22 protein-coding genes are annotated in these 17,688 nt (G+C 69.1%); 10 read left to right on the top strand and 12 right to left on the bottom strand.

Translation table 11 applies throughout. The features are described 5' to 3' along the window. Nucleotides 1-50 precede the first annotated feature (50 nt). The 3 genes from ACGFJ2_RS33590 to ACGFJ2_RS33600 are packed head-to-tail and all read left to right on the top strand — an operon-like array spanning nucleotide 51 to nucleotide 2,886. The gene (locus ACGFJ2_RS33590) at nucleotides 51-1,304 is read left to right on the top strand and encodes a zinc-dependent metalloprotease (protein WP_357944503.1); all 1,254 of its coding nucleotides are present in this window, start codon (nucleotides 51-53) and stop codon (nucleotides 1,302-1,304) included. Next, nucleotides 1,301-1,861 (top strand): NUDIX domain-containing protein, encoded by a 561-nt coding sequence (locus ACGFJ2_RS33595; RefSeq protein WP_357944500.1) that lies wholly within the window; start codon nucleotides 1,301-1,303, stop codon nucleotides 1,859-1,861. The genes ACGFJ2_RS33590 and ACGFJ2_RS33595 overlap by 4 nt, the downstream gene beginning before the upstream one ends. 35 nt (nucleotides 1,862-1,896) lie before the next feature. Continuing rightward, a complete protein-coding gene (locus ACGFJ2_RS33600; RefSeq protein ID WP_357944498.1) occupies nucleotides 1,897-2,886 on the top strand; it encodes an endonuclease/exonuclease/phosphatase family protein in 990 nt (329 codons plus the stop codon). Between the two features lie 30 nt (nucleotides 2,887-2,916). Here ACGFJ2_RS33600 and ACGFJ2_RS33605 read toward each other — a convergent pair whose 3' ends face one another. The 3 genes from ACGFJ2_RS33605 to ACGFJ2_RS33615 all read right to left on the bottom strand — a co-directional run bounded on the left by ACGFJ2_RS33605 (nucleotide 2,917) and on the right by ACGFJ2_RS33615 (nucleotide 4,888). Further along, nucleotides 2,917-3,501 carry a DUF2064 domain-containing protein gene (locus ACGFJ2_RS33605; protein WP_358179409.1) on the bottom strand — a complete coding sequence of 195 codons (585 nt, stop codon included), beginning with the start codon at nucleotides 3,499-3,501 and terminating at the stop codon, nucleotides 2,917-2,919. Further along, complete coding sequence (locus ACGFJ2_RS33610) at nucleotides 3,498-4,013, bottom strand: M48 family metallopeptidase (RefSeq protein WP_225300554.1); 516 nt, start codon at nucleotides 4,011-4,013, stop codon at nucleotides 3,498-3,500. The genes ACGFJ2_RS33605 and ACGFJ2_RS33610 overlap by 4 nt, the downstream gene beginning before the upstream one ends. Before the next feature lie 68 nt (nucleotides 4,014-4,081). Then, the gene (locus ACGFJ2_RS33615) at nucleotides 4,082-4,888 is read right to left on the bottom strand and encodes an enoyl-CoA hydratase/isomerase family protein (RefSeq protein WP_393475156.1); all 807 of its coding nucleotides are present in this window, start codon (nucleotides 4,886-4,888) and stop codon (nucleotides 4,082-4,084) included. A 137-nt stretch (nucleotides 4,889-5,025) separates the two neighbouring features. On the opposite strand from ACGFJ2_RS33615, the gene ACGFJ2_RS33620 reads away from it, so the two are divergent. Both ACGFJ2_RS33620 and ACGFJ2_RS33625 read left to right on the top strand, forming a co-directional pair. Beyond that, a complete protein-coding gene (locus ACGFJ2_RS33620) occupies nucleotides 5,026-6,594 on the top strand; it encodes a hypothetical protein (RefSeq protein WP_393475159.1) in 1,569 nt (522 codons plus the stop codon). A gap of 61 nt (nucleotides 6,595-6,655) precedes the next feature. Then, nucleotides 6,656-7,990 carry an ABC1 kinase family protein gene (locus ACGFJ2_RS33625; protein WP_393475162.1) on the top strand — a complete coding sequence of 445 codons (1,335 nt, stop codon included), beginning with the start codon at nucleotides 6,656-6,658 and terminating at the stop codon, nucleotides 7,988-7,990. Between the two features lie 177 nt (nucleotides 7,991-8,167). Here ACGFJ2_RS33625 and ACGFJ2_RS33630 read toward each other — a convergent pair whose 3' ends face one another. The 4 genes from ACGFJ2_RS33630 to ACGFJ2_RS33645 all read right to left on the bottom strand — a co-directional run bounded on the left by ACGFJ2_RS33630 (nucleotide 8,168) and on the right by ACGFJ2_RS33645 (nucleotide 11,536). Beyond that, nucleotides 8,168-8,617, bottom strand: coding sequence for an enolase C-terminal domain-like protein (locus tag ACGFJ2_RS33630; protein ID WP_393476265.1), 450 nt, complete (start codon nucleotides 8,615-8,617; stop codon nucleotides 8,168-8,170). A 247-nt stretch (nucleotides 8,618-8,864) separates the two neighbouring features. Beyond that, nucleotides 8,865-9,290 carry a hypothetical protein gene (locus ACGFJ2_RS33635; protein WP_393475165.1) on the bottom strand — a complete coding sequence of 142 codons (426 nt, stop codon included), beginning with the start codon at nucleotides 9,288-9,290 and terminating at the stop codon, nucleotides 8,865-8,867. Further along, nucleotides 9,287-10,189 (bottom strand): dihydrodipicolinate synthase family protein, encoded by a 903-nt coding sequence (locus tag ACGFJ2_RS33640; RefSeq protein WP_393475168.1) that lies wholly within the window; start codon nucleotides 10,187-10,189, stop codon nucleotides 9,287-9,289. The genes ACGFJ2_RS33635 and ACGFJ2_RS33640 overlap by 4 nt, the downstream gene beginning before the upstream one ends. A gap of 3 nt (nucleotides 10,190-10,192) precedes the next feature. After that, nucleotides 10,193-11,536, bottom strand: coding sequence for an MFS transporter (locus tag ACGFJ2_RS33645; protein ID WP_357944478.1), 1,344 nt, complete (start codon nucleotides 11,534-11,536; stop codon nucleotides 10,193-10,195). Between the two features lie 285 nt (nucleotides 11,537-11,821). On the opposite strand from ACGFJ2_RS33645, the gene ACGFJ2_RS33650 reads away from it, so the two are divergent. After that, nucleotides 11,822-12,064 (top strand): hypothetical protein, encoded by a 243-nt coding sequence (locus tag ACGFJ2_RS33650; RefSeq protein ID WP_393475171.1) that lies wholly within the window; start codon nucleotides 11,822-11,824, stop codon nucleotides 12,062-12,064. Here ACGFJ2_RS33650 and ACGFJ2_RS33655 read toward each other — a convergent pair. Next, the gene (locus ACGFJ2_RS33655) at nucleotides 12,021-12,653 is read right to left on the bottom strand and encodes a TetR/AcrR family transcriptional regulator (RefSeq protein ID WP_393475174.1); all 633 of its coding nucleotides are present in this window, start codon (nucleotides 12,651-12,653) and stop codon (nucleotides 12,021-12,023) included. The two genes, ACGFJ2_RS33650 and ACGFJ2_RS33655, sit on opposite strands and share 44 nt — an antisense overlap. A 71-nt stretch (nucleotides 12,654-12,724) precedes the next feature. Here ACGFJ2_RS33655 and ACGFJ2_RS33660 point away from each other — a divergent pair, with 71 nt between their 5' ends. From ACGFJ2_RS33660 to ACGFJ2_RS33675, 4 genes are all read left to right on the top strand, one after another. Next, nucleotides 12,725-13,324, top strand: coding sequence for a hypothetical protein (locus tag ACGFJ2_RS33660; RefSeq protein WP_393475177.1), 600 nt, complete (start codon nucleotides 12,725-12,727; stop codon nucleotides 13,322-13,324). A 260-nt stretch (nucleotides 13,325-13,584) separates the two neighbouring features. Then, a complete protein-coding gene (locus ACGFJ2_RS33665; RefSeq protein WP_393475180.1) occupies nucleotides 13,585-14,772 on the top strand; it encodes a sensor histidine kinase in 1,188 nt (395 codons plus the stop codon). Beyond that, a complete protein-coding gene (locus ACGFJ2_RS33670; RefSeq protein WP_357944467.1) occupies nucleotides 14,736-15,392 on the top strand; it encodes a response regulator transcription factor in 657 nt (218 codons plus the stop codon). The genes ACGFJ2_RS33665 and ACGFJ2_RS33670 overlap by 37 nt, the downstream gene beginning before the upstream one ends. Nucleotides 15,393-15,399: 7 nt before the next feature. After that, on the top strand, nucleotides 15,400-15,582 hold the full coding sequence (locus ACGFJ2_RS33675) for a hypothetical protein (RefSeq protein ID WP_358179401.1): 183 nt from the start codon (nucleotides 15,400-15,402) through the stop codon (nucleotides 15,580-15,582). A gap of 198 nt (nucleotides 15,583-15,780) precedes the next feature. Here the strand turns inward: ACGFJ2_RS33675 and ACGFJ2_RS33680 are convergent, their stop codons facing one another. The 4 genes from ACGFJ2_RS33680 to ACGFJ2_RS33695 form a co-directional block, all read right to left on the bottom strand. Further along, nucleotides 15,781-15,975, bottom strand: a complete 195-nt coding sequence (locus tag ACGFJ2_RS33680; RefSeq protein WP_357944464.1) for a hypothetical protein — start codon at nucleotides 15,973-15,975, stop codon at nucleotides 15,781-15,783. A 44-nt stretch (nucleotides 15,976-16,019) separates the two neighbouring features. Continuing rightward, nucleotides 16,020-16,289 carry a WhiB family transcriptional regulator gene (locus tag ACGFJ2_RS33685; protein ID WP_185068409.1) on the bottom strand — a complete coding sequence of 90 codons (270 nt, stop codon included), beginning with the start codon at nucleotides 16,287-16,289 and terminating at the stop codon, nucleotides 16,020-16,022. A 125-nt stretch (nucleotides 16,290-16,414) separates the two neighbouring features. After that, a complete protein-coding gene (locus ACGFJ2_RS33690; RefSeq protein ID WP_357944461.1) occupies nucleotides 16,415-16,681 on the bottom strand; it encodes a hypothetical protein in 267 nt (88 codons plus the stop codon). A gap of 96 nt (nucleotides 16,682-16,777) precedes the next feature. Further along, entirely contained in the window at nucleotides 16,778-17,662 is an 885-nt protein-coding gene (locus ACGFJ2_RS33695) for an acyl-CoA thioesterase II (RefSeq protein ID WP_364004828.1), read from the bottom strand. Nucleotides 17,663-17,688: the final 26 nt, after the last annotated feature.

Below are 17,688 nucleotides of genomic sequence, written 5' to 3' on the forward strand. Positions count from 1 at the left end.
ACGACTAACGTGGCGGATGTGGACTCCTCCATCCTGCACGAGGTAGAGCGGTGACTGACCTGCCAGGTCGCGAAAACGACCCCAACGAGAACCCGTTCGCCATGTTCGGCAACCCTGAGCAGATGGCTCAGGCGATGCGCCAGTTCGCCGACATGCTGTCGGCGCCCCAGGGCTCCGGCCCTGTCAACTGGGACATGGCCAAGAACATCGCCCGCCACGCCGTGGTCGCCGAGAGCGATCCGAGCGTCATGGAAGGCGAGCGCCGCCAGATCGTGGAGGCGCTGCGCCTGGCCGATCTGTGGCTCAACGAGGCGACGGCGCTGCCCAGCGGCGTGTCCAACCCGCAGGCGTGGAGCCGGTCCGAGTGGATCGAGAACACCGTCCCCGTGTGGCGCACGCTCTGCGAGCCGATCGCCGCGCGCATGGTCGAGACCATGGGCGGTGCGCTCGGCGGCGCGGGCCTGCCTCCGGAGGCCCAGCAGATGGCCGGGCCGCTGATGGGCATGCTCAAGCAGATGGGCGGCATGATGGTCGGCCAGCAGATCGGCCAGGCCCTCGGCTCGCTCGCCCGCGAGGTGATCGGCACCACCGACATCGGCCTGCCGCTGTCCGACACGGCCGCGCTGCTGCCCGGCGGCATCGCGTCGTTCAGCCAGGGCCTCGACAATCCCGCCGACGAGATCCGGCTCTATCTGGCGCTGCGTGAGGCCGCGCACCACCGGTTGTTCCAGCATGTGCCGTGGCTGCGGGCCAACCTGCTCGGCGCCGTCGAGGAATACGCCAGGGGCATAACGGTCGACACCTCGGCGCTCGAAGAGCAGATCCGCGGGCTCGACATCAACAACCCCGAGGCCATCCAGGAGGCGTTGAGCGGCGGCGCGCTGCTCAAGCCCGAGGAGACCGAGCGGCAGAAGGCCGCGCTGGCCCGCCTGGAGACGATGCTCGCCCTGGTCGAGGGCTGGGTGGCGACCGTGGTCGACGACGCCGCGGAGGGCAAGCTCCCCTCGGCCGTCGCCCTGGCCGAGACCGTACGCCGGCGCCGCGCGACTGGCGGTCCGGCCGAGCTGACCTTCGGCACGCTCGTCGGGCTGGAGCTGCGGCCCAGGCGATTGCGCGAGGCGGCGGCGCTGTGGCGGGCGCTGAAGGAGGCGCGCGGCGTCGACGGACGCGACGCGCTGTGGGGTCACCCCGACCTGCTGCCGCACGCCGAGGACCTCGACGACCCCGAGGCGTTCGTCCGCGGCGAGGCCGCCTGGGACATCTCCAAGCTGGAGGCCAAGCCCGACGAGGACGACCAGAGTTGAGCCTGCGCCAGGACGCGGTGGCCACGCTCTCCGACTGGACCGCGCCGTCGCCCGGCGAGGAGTCGCTGCGCGCCGAGTTCCTCGATCACCTGCGCACGCACGACGACGCGATGCTGCGCGAGTGCGTGCCGGGCCATCTCACGGCGACGACCGCGGTGCTGTCGCACGACGGCGCGCGGGTGCTGCTGACGCTGCACCCGAAGGCGGGCATGTGGCTGCCGATGGGCGGACATTGTGAGATCTCCGACACCTCCCTCGCGGGCGTCGCGTTGCGCGAGGCGGTGGAGGAGTCGGGCATTCCCGATCTGGAGCTGTTGCCCGGGCCGCTGGCCCTCGACAAACACCAGGTCTGGTGCCATCCCCCGCACAGCTGGCATCTCGACGTGGAGTACGCGGCCGTGGCCCCGGCGGGCGCCGAGGCGGTGATCAGCGAGGAGTCTCTCGACCTGCGCTGGTTTCCGATCGACGAGATCCCGGAGCTCTCCGACGAGGCGACCCGGCGGTTGGCCGCACGTGGCCGCGTGGCGCTGACGGCGGACTCACGCGCGCTTGGTTAGAGTCCGCGTGGGCCGTACCGTTCCGAGGGGGTTATGTGCACACCGAGAGCTCAGTCGGCGGCACGATCGTTACACCCGCCCGCAAACGGCGTAAGTTCCCCGGCACCACGCTGACCTGGCTGGCCCTGACGCCGTTCGCGGCCTGGGCACTTACCAGGGTGACGGGGCTCGAACGCGGCTCGCTGGCCACCCAGCTCATGACCGCCACGCCGTACGCCGCCGCGGGCTCGCTCGTCCCGCTGCTGATCGCCGCGCTCAGCCGCAAGCGCGCCGCGACCGCGGTGGCGCTGCTCACCACGGCCGCTTTCGGCTTCGCCGTCCTGCCCAGGGCCCTGGGTACGGCCGACACCACGGCGGGCCGGCCGTTCCGGGTGCTCACCATCAACATGCTGTTCGGCAGGGCCGACCCGCAGACGATCCTCGACCTGGTGCGCCGCTACGAGCCTGACGTGCTGAGCACCCAGGAGCTCACGCCCGACGGCGTCGAGGCGCTCGACGCGGCCGGGCTGTCCGGGTTGATGCCCTACCGGGTGCTGCAGGAGGAATGGTCCGCGAGCGGCAGTGGGCTCTACTCCAAGCATCCGCTCAAGCCGATCTACAACCTGGTGCCGCCGGTCGGGCACAACATGCCCGCGGCGATGGTCTCGCTGCCCGGCGGCAAGCCGGTGGAGTTCGTGGACGTACATCCCTTTCCGCCGCTCGGCCCCCAGGTGACCCAGTGGATCGAGGCGCTGGACGGGCTCCCCGCGGCTTCGGGTGACACCGTGCGCGTCCTGGCGGGCGACTTCAATGCCACGCTCGACCACACACCCATGCGCCGGCTGCTGTCCCGCGGCTACAAGGACGCCGCCGCCCAGGTCGGGGCGGGGCTGATCCCCACCTGGCCGGCCAACAAGCGGGTGCCGCCGATCATCACGATCGACCATGTGCTGGTGGACCAGCGGGTGGGCGTGAAGGAGGTCAGCGTGCACACCGTGCCGCGCACGGACCATCGGGCGGTGTTCGCGGAGCTCAGCGTGCCTTGAGTTCTTGGGTTCGCTTTGGGTTCGTGGAGCTCAGTACGCCTTGAGCAGTGCCCTGAGGTTGTCCCAGCCCTCCAGGCCGGGGTCGAGCCGGGTGAGGTCTTCGGGGGTGCGCAGGCGGTGCCAGCCGGGGCCGGTGGCCACCATGCGGCGGCCGGGCGCCTGGGCGCGCAGGGTCGTCACCGGGTCGGGGTCGTCGAGGTCGGGGTCGGCCCAGTCGGGCATGGGCAGGCCGCAGGCCAGCGCCACGGCTCCGCCGTCCTCGGCCGGACAGAGCGTGATCTGGGCGCGGCCGAGCTCGCGGAAGAGCTTGCCGACCAACAGGGGCGGCAGGTCGGGCGCGTCGGCGCCGATCACCACCGCCTGATCACCGTCGAACCGGCTCATGATGGCCTTGAGCGGCTCGTCCTCGTCGATCGTGAGCACTTCGGTGCCGGGCCAGACGATCGCGTCGAGCCCCGGGACGCTGGTGACCAGGACGGGGGTGACGAGTTGGAGTCCGGCGACCATCTCGTAGGTGTCCTCGGCCATGGCCTCCAGGAACTCGTCCGGATCCATGCCCTCGGGAGCGGCCTGCGCCATGCTCTGCCGTACGAGGACCGCGGCTATGCGCGTCAACACTCCTCCGGTGCCGTGTGGGCGGCGGCGGAGAATCCTTCGAGGAACCCACGCGCCCGCTCCGCCTTGGGATATTGTTCGACCAGCGCCCAGAACCTGGCGCCGTGGCTGGGGACGAGCAGATGTACGAGCTCGTGGATGATCACGTAGTTGATGACCCACTCAGGTAGACCCTTGAGGCGGGTCGAGATCCGGATCGTGCCGTTCTCCGGGGTGCATGATCCCCATCGATGCTGCTGATTGTCCACCCAGCGCACACTGGCGGGCATGGCCCTGCCGTGGAGATACTTCGCCGACAGCTCTTTGGCCCGCTCCAGGAGGGCCTCGTCGGTCGGTCTTCGCCGGTTCTCCTTGGCCGCAAGCCGATCGAGCATCCGGCTCACCCATTCATCAGCGTCTTCGCCGCTCAGCCAGGCGGGCAGGAGCACGATCGTCTTGTCGCCGTCGCGGTAGGCGGAGACCGTACGCCGGCGACGAGAACTGCGACGGACCTCGACTGTCTCGGGGGGCACATATGCACGTTAGCCGAGACTGGCGAAATTCCACAGAGGGGGAGAGGTTGTTTCTGCTGGTCAGATGATTAAGACCCGGTGAATTTGGGCATGCGCCTTTCCCGATGCGCGGTCAGTCCCTCGATCATGTCGGCAGATGCCATGGTCACCGGCTGCGCGAGAGACTCCCAGCGCAGAGCGGCGTCCAGGTGTTGATGGTCCTGGTTCAGGGCGACCTTGGTGAGTCTTGTGGCAATCGGGGCGTTCTGCGCGATGGTCTGGGCGATGGCCTCTACTTCCGACATAAGGTCATTTTTCGGGAAAGATTGATTTATAAGACCTTTAGCGGCGGCTTCCGGTCCCATGACCGTGCGGCCGGTCAGCAGCATCTCCCTGCCGAGGGCCTCCGCCCTCCTCGGCAGCAGGTACGTGGCCGCCATCCCGGGATGCAGACCGAGCTTCGTGAACGGGGCCAGCAACTTTGCGTCGTCGGCGGCGTACACGAGATCGCAGGCCAGCGCGACGCACAGACCCGCCCCCACTGCCGGGCCGTTGACGGCGGCGATGGTCGGCACCTCGAGCTCGATGATGGCCAGCCACGTGCGGTAGAAGGCGAGCATCCAGTCACGCAGCCTCGGCACCGTCTCCACCCCGCGTTCCCCCAGCCAGGACAGGTCGCCGCCGGAGGAGAACGCGGTGCCGGCACCCGTGACGATCACGCAGCGGACGCCCGGGTCGACGGCCAGGGCGGCCATGGTCTCGCGCCACTCGTCGGTCATGCCGTCGGTCATGGCGTTGCGTCTGTCGGGGCGGTTGAGGGTGATCAGTACCGTTCCGTCGTCTCTGCGGTCCACCAGGAGTTCGTTCGTGGGGGTTGTGGGGTTCGTGGCGTTCATGGGCTGAGCGTAACGGCGGGGAGTTGTCCACAGGAGGTGCGATTGTTCGGCGCTCGGGGCCTTGGTGGCGGAGAGTTATCCACAGGCGGCTCGTAAGGCGCTCGGGATCTTGGTTCGGGGTGGCAGTCTTGCCCGCCATGAGGCCACGTGTGAAGCCCGCCCTCCGGCGGATCGTCCGCGACGAGCAGACCCTGCAACTGGGGGCGCATCCCCTGCGGGCCGTCCTGGTGACGGGTTCGGTCCACCGGTGGGTGTCCGGGCTCGACGGCACCCGCGACCTGGGCCAGGTGCTGCGTGACGGCGCCGCCGCCGGTCTTGCCGAGGCGGACTGCCGGGCGATGCTGGATCGACTCGCCGAGCAGGGGGTGCTGGAGGACGCGGCGCTCCCACCCATTCGCCTGTCTCTCGGGGAACGTGATCGCCTGGCTCCCGACCTCGATGCCCTCGATCTGGGCGGCGGCTCGTTCGCGCGGCGGCGGCGGGCGCGGGTACGGGTCTACGGGGCCGGGCGGGTGGGGGCGCAGGTGGTGGGGCTGCTGGCAGCGTGCGGGGTAGGGGCGATCCGTGTCTTCGACGAAGGGCCGACCCGGCCGTGCGACCTCACGCCGGGTGGGCTGACGTGGTCGGAGCTGGGCATGAGCCGCCAGGACGGGGCGGTGGCGCTCGCCCGCCGCCTCACCTCCGGCAGCCCACCGCCGCCGGCCCCGGCGCTTCCGGGCCCGACGGCTCCGGGCCCGACGGCTCCAGGCCCGACGGCTCCAGGCCTGATGGCTCCAGGCCTGATGGCTCCAGGTCCGGCTGCCCGAGGTCGGGCGACTCGAGCCTCCGCGGCGCCTGCCCCGACGGTCCGAGGCACGGCCGCTCCAAGCCCGGCCACCCGAGGCCCGGGGGCGGGGGCGACGTCTCAAGGCTCTGCGGCTCCGGGCCCGGCCGCCCGAAACGACACCGCCCGAGGCCCCGCGACTCCAGGCCCGGTGTCCCGAGGCACGGCGGCTCTGGGCGACGTGGCCGAGGGACGGGCGGGTGGGCCCGGTGGGCCAGGCGGGCCGGGTGGGACCAATAGGCCGGGTGGACCGGCGGTTGGGACCGATGGGACGGATGGGGCAGGTAGGCGAAGTAGGAATTCGTCGCGTTCCCGTGCGGCGGCCCAGCTGGCGGACGGCGCCGCGCTTCCCGGCACGCCCTCGATGCCGTCGACCGACGCGCGGGCCGGTGGCCCTCACCTGGGTGACGGCTCCGACCGTCCCGATCTGGTGATCCTGGCCCCGGTCACCCCGCTGGACGGCGTACTGGTCAACGACTTGACCGTCCTGTCCATCCCCCACCTGCTCGTGTCCGCCTTCGAGGGCCACGGCTCCGTGGGACCGCTCGTCCTCCCCGGCGAGACCGCCTGCCTGCACTGCCTCGACCTGGCGCGCCGTGACACCGACCCGGCGTGGCCCATCGTCACCGCGCGACTGGGCGGCTACCCACCCGGCGAGATCGCCTGCGACGCGACCCTGGCCACGCTGGTGGCGGCCGCCGCGACGGGCCACGCGCTCGCTTACATCGACGGTCGCGACCCTGTTGTGACCAACGGCACACTGGACGTCATGCCTGATTGGCAGTGGAAAACCAGGTCATGGACCCAGCATCCGCAATGTCGTTGTATGCGAAACGATCCGTATCGCCCAGAATGGTCATGTCAGTCGCAAGCGATGGGCTGACGCAGTACGGGGAACCTCGAAGGGGGGAAGCGGTGTCTCAGCCACGATGCCGCGCTTCAGTGTGAGCGATCTGCCGCGCCGCGCCGTAACGCGTTCCGCCAAGCTGGCCACTCTTCCACTCGGCTACGCCGGCCGCGCCGCCCTGGGGCTCGGCAAACGGATCGGCGGCAAACCGGCCGAGATCGTCGCCCAGGAGATCCAGCAGCGCACCGCCGAACAGATCTTCAAGGTCCTCGGCGAGCTCAAGGGCGGAGCGATGAAGGTCGGGCAGGCACTGTCCATCTTCGAGGCTGCCTTGCCTCAGGAGATCGTCGGGCCCTATCGCGCCACGCTCACCAAGCTGCAGGAATCGGCCCCGCCGTTGCCCGTGGCCACGGTCCACAAGGTGCTCGCCGAGCAGCTCGGTGACGATTGGCGCAACTACTTCGAGTCGTTCGACGACCGGCCGACCGCCGCCGCCTCGATCGGCCAGGTGCACCGGGCGGTCTGGCATGACGGCCGCGACGTGGCGGTGAAGATTCAGTATCCGGGTGCGGGCAAGGCCCTGCTCGGCGACTTCGCCCAGCTGTCGCGGCTCGGCAAGCTCTTCGGCGTGCTGATGCCCGGCCTCGACATCAAGGCGGTGCTGGCCGAGTTGCGCGAGCGCATCGCCGAGGAGCTCGACTACCTGCGCGAGGCCGAGGCCCAGCACGCGTTCGCCCTCGGTTTCATGGACGACCCCGACTTCCACGTTCCCGACGTCGTCGCCGCCAACGAGATGGTGCTGGTCACCGAGTGGATGGACGGCACTCCCCTGTCCCAGGTCATCGCCGACGGCACCAAGGAGCAGCGTGACCACGCGGGGCTGCTCTTCGTCCGCTTCCTGTTCTGCTCACCGGCCCGCGTCGGCATGCTGCACGCCGACCCGCACCCCGGTAATTTCCGCATACTCGACAACGGCAAGCTGGGCGTCCTCGACTTCGGAGCCGTCAACCGCTTGCCCGACGGCTATCCCAGATCCTTCGGGCAGCTGACCCGCATCTTCAACCAGGGCGACATGGACAGCGTGGTCGCGGGCCTGCGCGCCGAAGGCTTCATCCGCCCAGAGATCGAGGTGGACGGCGACGCCCTGCGCTCCTTCCTCTCCCCCTACGTCGAGCCGACGGCGGTCGAGGAGTTCACCTTCAGCCGCGAATGGTTCCAGGCCCAGGCGGCCAGCGTCACCGACCTCCGCCCCACCAACGTGGTCCGCCAGCTCAACCTGCCGGTCTCCTACGTGCTCATCCACCGGGTGCACGCGGCGGGCGTCGGCGTCCTCTGTCAACTGGGCACCACGGCCCGCTTTCGAGACGAGGTGATCCGCTGGGTCCCGGGTTTCGCCGACGACCCCGACGACGAGGCGCTGCCAGTCAGCTGAGCCCAAATGTGACCATCGCTCGCCGTTCATGACGGTGAGCGATTAGCCACACGTAGCCGGTCAGCCGAGTCCAGCTGCGGCTGCTCGCCGTACATGACAGCGAGCAGTCAGCCACCCCGTAACCGGTCAGCTGAGCCCAGCTGCGGCCCCTCGCCGTACATGACGGCGAGCGGTTCGTCACACGTAGCCGGTCGAGCCGTCGGGGCGGATGGGCAGGGCGCGCTCCCAGTGGACGTAGTCGTCCGCCTTCAGCGCGGCCTCGTCGATCTCCCCCACCCGGCCGGGCCGATCCGGGCGTAGCTCCAGATAACCGTCCACGGGCAGGTACGGCACCGGACTCCAGGTCTTCTCGCAGGGCTTGTACTCCGGCATCTTCAGCCCGTGATGCGAAGCGGCGAAGTGCACGTTCACCGCTGTCGCCAGCGGGCCCATCGGGTTGTGCGGGGCCACGCTCACGAAGTGCGCCTCGGCGATGGCGGCGATCCTGCGTATCTGCGCGAGTCTGCCGCTGACGCAGATGTCCGGCTGGATGATGTCGGCGCCCCCGCCGCCAGCAGGGTGAGGAAGTCCTGCGGCAGGAACAGGGACTCGCCGGTGGCCGGGGGCACGTCGAGCTGGGCCGCAAATGCCCCCAGGCCGGCCGGATGGGCTACTCGCACCACAGCGGGTCGTGCGGGGTCAGCGCTTTCCCGAGTTGGATCGCCTGGCGCGGCTCGAAGATCCGGGCGTGCGCGTCGAAGGCGTACTCCCGCTCGGGCGGGCTGATCGAGCGGATCTCGGCGAATTAGTCCACCGCCTCCCGGCAGACGTTCCCCCAGCGCCCGGCGTGCAGGTCGCGGCGGTACAGGCTGAGTTTGAAGGCGGTGAAGCCGTACTACTCGTTCAGCGATTGCGTGAGGTCGCGGCACACCGACGGGTCGGGGGCGGTGTAGACGCCGCAGTAGACCGGGACGCGGTCCCGTACCTGCCCGCCGAGCAGCAGGTACACCGGGAACCCTGCGGCCTTCCCGGGGATGTCCCACAACGCGTGGTCGATCGCCGAGATCGCGGCCAGCCTGATCGCGCCCGGCGGGAACCGGGCCTCCTGGATCAGCCTGCGCACCACATACTCGACTCGCCTTGGATCGACGCCCTTGATCTGCTGGAACATGTACTCCAGCACCGGGAGCTGCGCGTAGTCGGGGCCGTGGTTGTACGCCTCGCTCCAGCCGGTCACCCCTTCGTCGGTCTCGATCTTCACGAGCAGGCGCGGACGCTCTCCGACACGCCGCATGTACGTCTTCAGCGCGGCGACCTTCATGTCCTCCCTCCCCAAACCGCCAGCACGGATGCCACTTCCTCCCGTACGGCCGGCGGCAGCAGGCGGCTCGGTGGACGCACGTCGCGGCGACACAGGCCGAGCTGGGCCAGCGCCTCCTTGACCACCGACACGTTGTCGGCCGAGGCGTCCGCGCCACGTAACTCCTCGAACCGCCGGATCAGGTCCCACACCTCCATGACCGCCGGATAGTCGCCCGCGCGCAGCGCGTCGCGCATCCGCAGCGTCAGCTCCGGGGCCGCGGTGACCAGGCCGGAGGTGAAGCCGCGGGCGCCGACCGCCCAGTAGGCCGGTGTGTACGGTTCGGCAAGCCCGCACAGCCAGACCAACCGGTCCAGTCCGGCGTCACGGGCGACAGAGGCGAAACGCACCGGATCCGGGACGGCGTACTTGACGCCGATCACGTTCGGGCACGCCTCACTGAGGCGCGCCACCTGCGCGCCGGCGACGCGCGGGCTGCGAATGTAGGGGACGATGCCCAGGTCGGGGAGCGCGTCCGCGATCTCGCGGTGGTAGTCCACCCAGCCGTCCACCGACAGGTACGGATGGACAGGCTGGTGCACCATCACCATGCGTACGCCGTGATCACGGGCGTGGCGAGCGGCCTCGATGGCACCGGGGACGTCGAGGCCGACCCCGGCGAGCACGGTGGCGTCGTCTCCGACGGCGGCCACAGTGGACTCCAGCACCTGGCGCCGCTCGTCCGGGGTAAGGGCGTAGAACTCGCCGGTGTTGCCGTTGGGCGTGATCACGTTGACGCCCGCGTCGACGATCCTTCGTACCAGTTTGGCGTTCGTGTCCAGGTCGACGGCGCCGCCCGCGTCGAACGGCGTTACGGTGACGGCCACGACGTCGGCCAGTTTCTCGGTCAGGTCAAGCATCGATCAACCCCTGCTCTCTGCGGGCGTATCCGGTGTCGCACCCTCGTTGAGCGGCCGGATCCGCACGACGAACCCGTAGATCAGCGTGCCAAGAATCGCCATCGCGCCCGCGAAGAGCATCGGCCCGGTGTAGGAGTTACCGCTGATCGTCAGGAAGACGCCGATGAGGATCGGGCTGATGATGTTGCCGATCTGCGAGCCGAAGTTCTGGAAGCCCGCGACCGAGCCGACCACCGTGGATGACGGAGCGACCTCGGCCGGCAAGCTGAGAATGGCCGCACCGGCGAAGGAGTGGGCACAGTTGCTGACGGACAGAAGAACCATGACAGCCACGTTCCCTGGGACGAACGTCGTCAGCGCGATCGTGGAGGCGAGCAGCATCCCGCTGATGATCGGGATCTTGCGGGCCCGGGCGATGGGGACACCGCGCCGTACCAGCCAGTCGGAGAAGGCTCCGCCCGCGACCGTGGCGGCCACACCGAGCAGCGCCGGGATGGAGCCGAACACGCCGAGTTGGAGGATGGTGAATCCCCGGTCCTCCACGAGGTAGCTCGGATACCAGGTGAGGAAGAACGCGCCGGTGGCCGAGCGGCAGATGTAACCCAGCACCAGCCCCCATACCGTGGGGTAGCGCAGCAGGGACAGCCAGCGCATCGGCGTGCCGGTCTGGGGCACGGCCGCGTCGCCGCTCTCGATGTAGTCGAGCTCCGCCTGGGACATCTTCGGATGTTCCTGCGGCGAACGGTAGATCTTCAGCCAGCCGATGACCCACACCAGGCCGGTCAGGCCGATCACGACGAAGGCCGTACGCCACCCGAAAGCGGCGATGAGCCCCGTGACCACCGGGACGGACAGCGCGACGCCGACCTGCTGTCCGGTGTCGAACAGGCTGGAGGCCAGGGCGCGTTCCCTGCGCGGGAACCAGGCGGAGACCACCTTGATGTTGGCCGGCTGCACCGGCGCCTCACCGATGCCGAGACCGAGCCGGCAGATCAGCAGCGTGCCGAACCCACGGGTCAGGGCGGTGGCGGCGGTCCACAGCGACCACCACACGACGGCGATCGGGTAGACGACTCGCGGGCCGAAACGATCGAGCAGCCAGCCGGAGGGCAGCTGGAAGATCGCGTACGTCCAGAAGAAGGAGGAGAGCAGGATGCCTTTCGTGGTCTGGTCGAAGCCCAGGTCGTGCTGCATGTACGTGCTGGCGACGCTGAGGCTGGACCGGTCGAGGTAGGCGATCGTCAGACCGGCGCCCGAGAGCGCGATGATGGTCCAGCGAAGCCGCGACCGTGCGGGCCGCGCTGTCGCAGGTACGGTCTGGGCGGGCATGGCGGAGTTAGACTGCATTCAAGCTCCATGCTGCAGGTCAGTGCAGTGGCCACGCCGGACCGGCCGGAATGCGTTCCCGGCGGCGCCGCGCCAACGGCGTTCCCGAGGTCCGTGCGGTCCGGTGTGTGGTTCAAGGAAGCGGAGCCGTTGCGCCGGTGTGGTCCGTGTCCTCGGGCCACATCGGACGACCCCCTCACGATCTCCCTTCTTGTCAGGGGAAAGTCCCTGAAGTCCTAATTCACGCGACTGTAACCTAGATTCCGATCATATACGAGATGCGATGTAAGATATCTTTTGAGAACCATGAGCGCATCGCGGGTGTTCGCCGGGCAGGCCAGGTCCATGTCCTCGCGGGGCACGGTCGCCCTGAAGGTGATCAAGCACGCGATACTGACCGGCGCACTCCAGCCCGGCCCGGGCCCTGTACGTGGGCTGCGGCGACCCGGCACCCTGGACGCCCTCCGCGACCAGACCGCCCTGATCTCCGCGGCGGCCAGGAGGGTTAACGGGGACCGGGCGGCTCGGCCGATAGGCGCAGGCCTCTGAGCAGGGCGCTCACCCCGTCGGCGAGCACGCGCGCGCCCTCCTCCCGCGAATCCAGGAACCAACCGGGCAGCGGACTGCGCAGCGAGCAGGTGAGCTCGATGCTGACGAGGCCGTGGATCGTGGTCCACACCAGGTAGGCCATCCGGGTGGGCTCTGCTAAACCCGCCATGGCCTCGGTGAGCAGGCTGAATGTCCGCCCGAGCGCGTCCTGTCGCAGCTCCGGCGACGGGTCGAAGTCAGGCAGCGGCCGCTCGAACATCAACGCGTAGAGCGCCGGATCGGCCAGCGCGAACTCTCGATATCCGCAGGCCACCGCCATGATCCGCTCGTACGGCTGCGAGTGGCCGTCGAGCGAGCTCAGCAGCGCCTCTCGCAGAACGTCGAACCCGTACCGATAAACCGCTTCCAGCAGCCCCGCCCGCCCACCGAAGCACGTGTAGATGCCCATCGTGGACGTCCGCGCCTCGTCGGCCACGCGCCGGAGCGTCAGGTGCGCCGCCCCATGCTCGCGAAGAACGCGCATGGCCGCAGCGAGCAGGTCGCCGCGCAACTCGCCGACTTCTTTCGAGGTGCTTACGTCTCTCTGCACCCTCCTTACCCTAACGGGCGATAACGCACATCATAACGAGCGTTATCACCCATCGAGATAGGGGCTCTGACATGCGTTCATCGACTCTTTACCACGCCACCGCCATGGCCGGGTTCGCCTGCGCCGTACTGCTGGTGATCAACGTCTTCCGCCGCGCGGGCCTGCTGCCGGAGACAACGCTCACCCACGCCATCGCCCCCTTCGGGGCGTTGACCGGCTTACTCGCGATCACCGGCCTCTTCCTGCTCATTCGCGGTACGGCCGGCGCTCTCGGCCTGATCGGCTACCTGCTCAACGCCGCGGGCCTGGCCGGGGCCTACGCCATCGAGTACACCCTGCACTACGTCTTCCCGCTCCTGGGCAGCGCCAAGGTGGCCGAACTGCTGGCCGGAGGCACCGGGCAGGCATTCCTCATCACCTCGGTCGTACTGCTGGCGGGGGTTCTGACCTTCAGCATGGCGGCGCTGCGGGCGGGCAGGCTGCCGGCCCTCGCGGTCGTGCTCTACGCGGCCGGCATGATCCCCGGGGCACTACGGAACGTGGTCCCGCTCCCGGTCTATCTGATCGGCCTGGCGGTGGCGGCCGCGGGAATCGCCTGGATGTCGGCCCGCCTGTGGTCGGCCCAGGAGGACCCGGCGCTCCTGCCCGCTGGACGACGGATGCCCGCTTAGTCCGCCAGTGACATTCGGGACGGTCCCGGCCCCGGCAGGAGGCCGGGGATCGGACTCCACCGACGGTAGGCATCTGCCCCAAGGCCGTCACCTGACGGACAGCCGGTCCTGGCGCTGGAGCACGTGTGGCCAGGTCTGGTGGAGCGCTTCCTCCCGGCTCTTTCCGTCGGCCTGCGCCCACCACGAAGGGGGGATTTCTCCCCCTCCGTGGTGGGGCTGCGCCTACCGCCTACACGGTGCCAAGCGGGCAGACTGCTGAGGTGAGCAGGATTCAGCGCGTCTTCCGAGCCCCCGCCGGGCTGCTGGTGAACGCCGCCACGGGTGTGGCGGCGTGGCTGCTTCTCCTCCTGCTGGCGGGGTGCGCACTGCTGGTCCCTGTGGGCGGGCTCGGCCGGCCGCTGCTGGCCCGCGTGCTCGTCCTGGTCCGGGCCCTGACCGGTTTCCAGCGCGCCCGAGCGGCCCGGACGCTCGGCCACGAGATCGTGGAGGCGCGTCGGCGGGACCGCACCGCGCGCGACGTGGCCTGGCTGGCCGTCCACGCCGTCGTCGGACCGGCCTGCCTGATCACCATCGGCCTGGTCTCCTTCGGGGCGGTACTGTCCTTCGCCGGCGTGATCGTTGGCCTGCCCACGGCGTCGCCGACGGGGTCCATCGGGTTACCCAGCGGGGTGATAGCGCTCGCCCTTTTGCTGGCCATCCTGGCCTTCACGGCGATCACGCTCGTCGCGGTCCCGTTGCTGCACACCCTCCAGGCACGCCTGACCGAACAGCTGCTGCGGCCCACGTCCTCCCTGGCGGGACGGGTCAGGGAGCTGACCGAGTCCAGGGCGGCGGCCATCGACGCGCAGGCCGCCGAGGTGCGCCGGATCGAGCGCGACCTGCACGACGGCGCGCAGGCCAGGCTCATCGCGGTACGGATGAACCTCGGGTTGGCCAAGAGCGCAAGCGACCCTGATCAGATCCGCGAGCTGGTAGGAGAGGCGTGGGAATCCGTCGGGCAAGCCCTCATCGACCTGCGCGACCTGGTGCGCGGCATCCACCCGCCGGTGCTCGCCGACCGAGGGCTCACGGGCGCGATCCAGGCCGCCGCACTGCTCTGCCCGATCCCGGTGGAGATCGACATCGACCTGCCCGCCCGTCCGGCGCCGCCCGTCGAGTCCGCGGTCTACTTCGCAGCCGCCGAAGCCCTGACGAACGTGACCAAGCACAGCACCGCCGCCAAGGCGTGGGTACGGCTGCGCCACGAGGGCGGCATCCTGCGGCTGACCGTGGGCGATGATGGACGCGGCGGCGCCGATCCGGCGGCCGGGACCGGCCTCGACGGCATCCGGCGCCGCCTGTCAGCCTTCGACGGAACACTCGCCGTACACAGTCCCCCCGGCGGCCCAAGTCAGCTCACCATGGAGTTACCGTGCGCGTTGTCATCGCAGAAGATCTCGCACTCCTGAGAGACGGCCTGGTCCGCCTGCTGTCGGCGCACGGCTTCGAGGTGGTCGAGGCCGTCGACAACGCGCCGATGCTGCTCGACGCACTCATCCGGCACCAGCCGGACGTGGCCGTGATCGACGTACGGCTGCCGCCGACACTGACGGACGAGGGGCTGCGCGTCGCTCTTGAAGCGCGCAAGAAGCAGCCGGGGTTGCCCGTTCTGATCCTTTCGCAGTACGTCGAGCAGCTCTACGCCCGCGAACTGTTGTCCGACCATGCCGGCGGAGTGGGCTACCTGTTGAAGGACCGGATCGGCGATGTGGAGCAGTTCGTCGACTCGGTGCGCCGGGTGGCGGCGGGCGGCACCGCTATGGACTCCGAAGTGATCTCCCAACTTCTCACCCGCCGGGAACGGGATCAGCCGCTCGGCGAGCTGACCCCGAAGGAGCGCGAGGTGCTCGCGATGATGGCCGAGGGCATGTCCAACGCCGCGATCGCCGGCCGCCTGTTCGTCACGGACAAGGCGATCGGCAAGCACACCAACAACATCTTCGCCAAGCTGGGACTACCGCCGTCCGACGACCACAATCGCCGGGTGATGGCGGTCCTTGCCTACCTCGAAGCCGAACCCGGCCAGTAGCTGCCGGGTGCTGGACGCCAAACCGCTCGACAACATCGCCAGCACCCGGCGGATTCACGCCGTTGTCGCCCGCGGTCGGTTCACCTCGCCCGAAGAACGCGCGAAGATGCTCGCCGACGTCGAAACGGGCGCGAAGGGCCCGACGACCGTAGCGACCCCGATCAGTGGTTGCGGATGCGTCGGCCCCTGAACGCGACGCGAGCCAGGCGCTGGATGCGTCGATCCCTGAACGCGAACAGCGGCCGGGCGCTGGATGCGCCCGGCCGCTCACTCACTCCGCGTGGATCAACGGAACAATTGGCTGGCTAGATCAACTGCGTGGAAAAACCGCTGGATCAACTAAGAGCCCGCAACGGGAGATCCTGCGCCGGCGGCAGGATCTCCCATGTCAGACCCCCTGGCCAAGAGCCCGGTTGAGGCGCTCGTTCGCCCGCTCGACATCGCGGCGTGCGCGCTGCACACGACGGATGCGGGCGGCGAGACGCTGCTCCTCGGCTTCGCGGTGGAGGGTTTGTATTCGGTCATTTACCAGTTCATGGTAGAGATACGGCACCTTGAGGCTCCTCGTGGAGAACGGGTTCATCTGTCTGTCTGCTTTCTGCTCGATGGGGACGGGGGGATTGTGGGTCAGGCAGCGACCGGGTGCTTCCGCGGACGACCGCGGGGCCGCTTGCGGGGAACAACGGCTCCCCGGAGGATCAGTTCGCCGCCCCAGACGCCCCACGGCTCCTCGCGCTCGAGCGCGCGAGCCAGGCAGGCCTTCTGGATCGGGCAGCCGCCGCAGAGCGCCTTCGCGAACTCCACGTCCTCCGGCGACTCTGCGAACCACAGGTCAGGGTCGGTACGACAGGGGATTTTGGCTTCGTCGATCAGGTCCATGATCGTCTTCGCCCCCATCACGTTCTCCTTCTGATCGATCTTTTTGATCTCGGTCGGGCACCTCGTGGGTGGTCGGGGATCACGGACAAACAAAGAGGCCGCGGATCCGTCTGCGGATCCGCGGCCTGGAGGCTTGTTGCCGGTCAGGTTATGACCGGCACATCCCTCCAGGGATGCGGACCACGCAGTCCACCCTTGGTGATCTGCTGGGTCGGCAATTCACTGGCTGCTGCCACGTACACAGGAGCGCTCGGCGCGGCCGCTGCATAGCGGGCATGCGCGAACACGGCGGGCTCCTGGCGACGGGCAGACTTCTGCTGCCGCGGCTTGGCCGGCCCATCGGCGAGCCTCACCAGGTCACGACATGCGAAGGCGAGCCACGGCGTGGCCGACATGTTGATGCTGATCACTGGGACTCACCTCCACTCTGGGATCGTCGGGCAGGACCGCCCGACTCGCTTGACCATGACCCTAAACCGGGAACCCGAGACCCGGCAACATATTTTCTACCTGCGATTTTGTGACTTTGTCACGCGGATCATGGCCTCCTGTACGACGGAGACGACGAGGTCACCGGACGCAGTGAACATCTCACCCCGCGCAAGCCCCCTCGCTCCTCCGGACCAGGGGGACTCATGTGCGTAGAGCAACCAGTCGTCCGCCCTGAACGGCCGGTGGAACCACATCGCGTGGTCCAGCGAGGCCCCCATGACATCGGACGCGCCCCACGCCATGCCGTGCGCGAGCAGGATCGTGTCGACCAGCGTGAAGTCGGACGCGTAGGCGGCCAGCACCACGTGCAGCAGCGGATCGTCGGGGAGATCCGCGTCGTAGCGGAACCACACGTTGGTCTCGGCGCTGCGCAACTCGGGGTTGCGGTGCGCCTCCCACGTCAGGGGCGAGGCATAGCGCGCGTCGACCGGCCGCGGCCGAGACAGCCACTCCTTGTATTCGGAGTTGTCGCCGACGATCTCCGCCATCCGCTCCTGAAAGGTCGGAAGCGTCGCAGGATCGGGTACGACCGGCATCACGGACGCCTGATGCTCGACGCCCTCCTCGAAGACGTGGAACGACGCGGACATGGTGAAAATGGCCTTGCCATGCTGGATCGCCTGGACCCTGCGCGTGGTGAACGACCGCCCGTCACGCAACCGCTCGACGTTGTAGACGATCGGGATGGACGGGTCGCCGGGGCGGATGAAGTAGGCGTGCAGCGAGTGCACGTTCCGGTCGGAAGGCACGGTACGACCGGCGGCGACGAGCGCCTGCGCGGCCACCTGCCCGCCGAAGACGCGCTGAATACGCTCCTCCGGGCTACGGCCACGGAAGATGTCGAGCTCGATCTGCTCCAGGTCGAGCAGGTCGAGCAATTCCTTCAACGCCTCGTTCACGAATCCCCCTACCAACCACCATTAGC

This window comes from Nonomuraea sp. NPDC049028 (assembly GCF_043197735.1).
Classification (GTDB): Bacteria; Actinomycetota; Actinomycetes; order Streptosporangiales; family Streptosporangiaceae; genus Nonomuraea.

What these genes read in the sequence shown, in the direction of transcription:
- ACGFJ2_RS33645 (WP_357944478.1), bottom strand. Translation starts at nt 11,536, where the DNA reads ATGCAGTCTAACTCCGCCATGCCCGCCCAGACCGTACCTGCGACAGCG.
- ACGFJ2_RS33620 (WP_393475159.1), top strand. Translation starts at nt 5,026, where the DNA reads ATGAGGCCACGTGTGAAGCCCGCCCTCCGGCGGATCGTCCGCGACGAG.
- ACGFJ2_RS33650 (WP_393475171.1), top strand. Translation starts at nt 11,822, where the DNA reads ATGAGCGCATCGCGGGTGTTCGCCGGGCAGGCCAGGTCCATGTCCTCG.
- ACGFJ2_RS33680 (WP_357944464.1), bottom strand. Translation starts at nt 15,975, where the DNA reads ATGAACCCGTTCTCCACGAGGAGCCTCAAGGTGCCGTATCTCTACCAT.
- ACGFJ2_RS33685 (WP_185068409.1), bottom strand. Translation starts at nt 16,289, where the DNA reads ATGGGGGCGAAGACGATCATGGACCTGATCGACGAAGCCAAAATCCCC.
- ACGFJ2_RS33615 (WP_393475156.1), bottom strand. Translation starts at nt 4,888, where the DNA reads ATGAACGCCACGAACCCCACAACCCCCACGAACGAACTCCTGGTGGAC.
- ACGFJ2_RS33640 (WP_393475168.1), bottom strand. Translation starts at nt 10,189, where the DNA reads ATGCTTGACCTGACCGAGAAACTGGCCGACGTCGTGGCCGTCACCGTA.
- ACGFJ2_RS33635 (WP_393475165.1), bottom strand. Translation starts at nt 9,290, where the DNA reads ATGAAGGTCGCCGCGCTGAAGACGTACATGCGGCGTGTCGGAGAGCGT.
- ACGFJ2_RS33660 (WP_393475177.1), top strand. Translation starts at nt 12,725, where the DNA reads ATGCGTTCATCGACTCTTTACCACGCCACCGCCATGGCCGGGTTCGCC.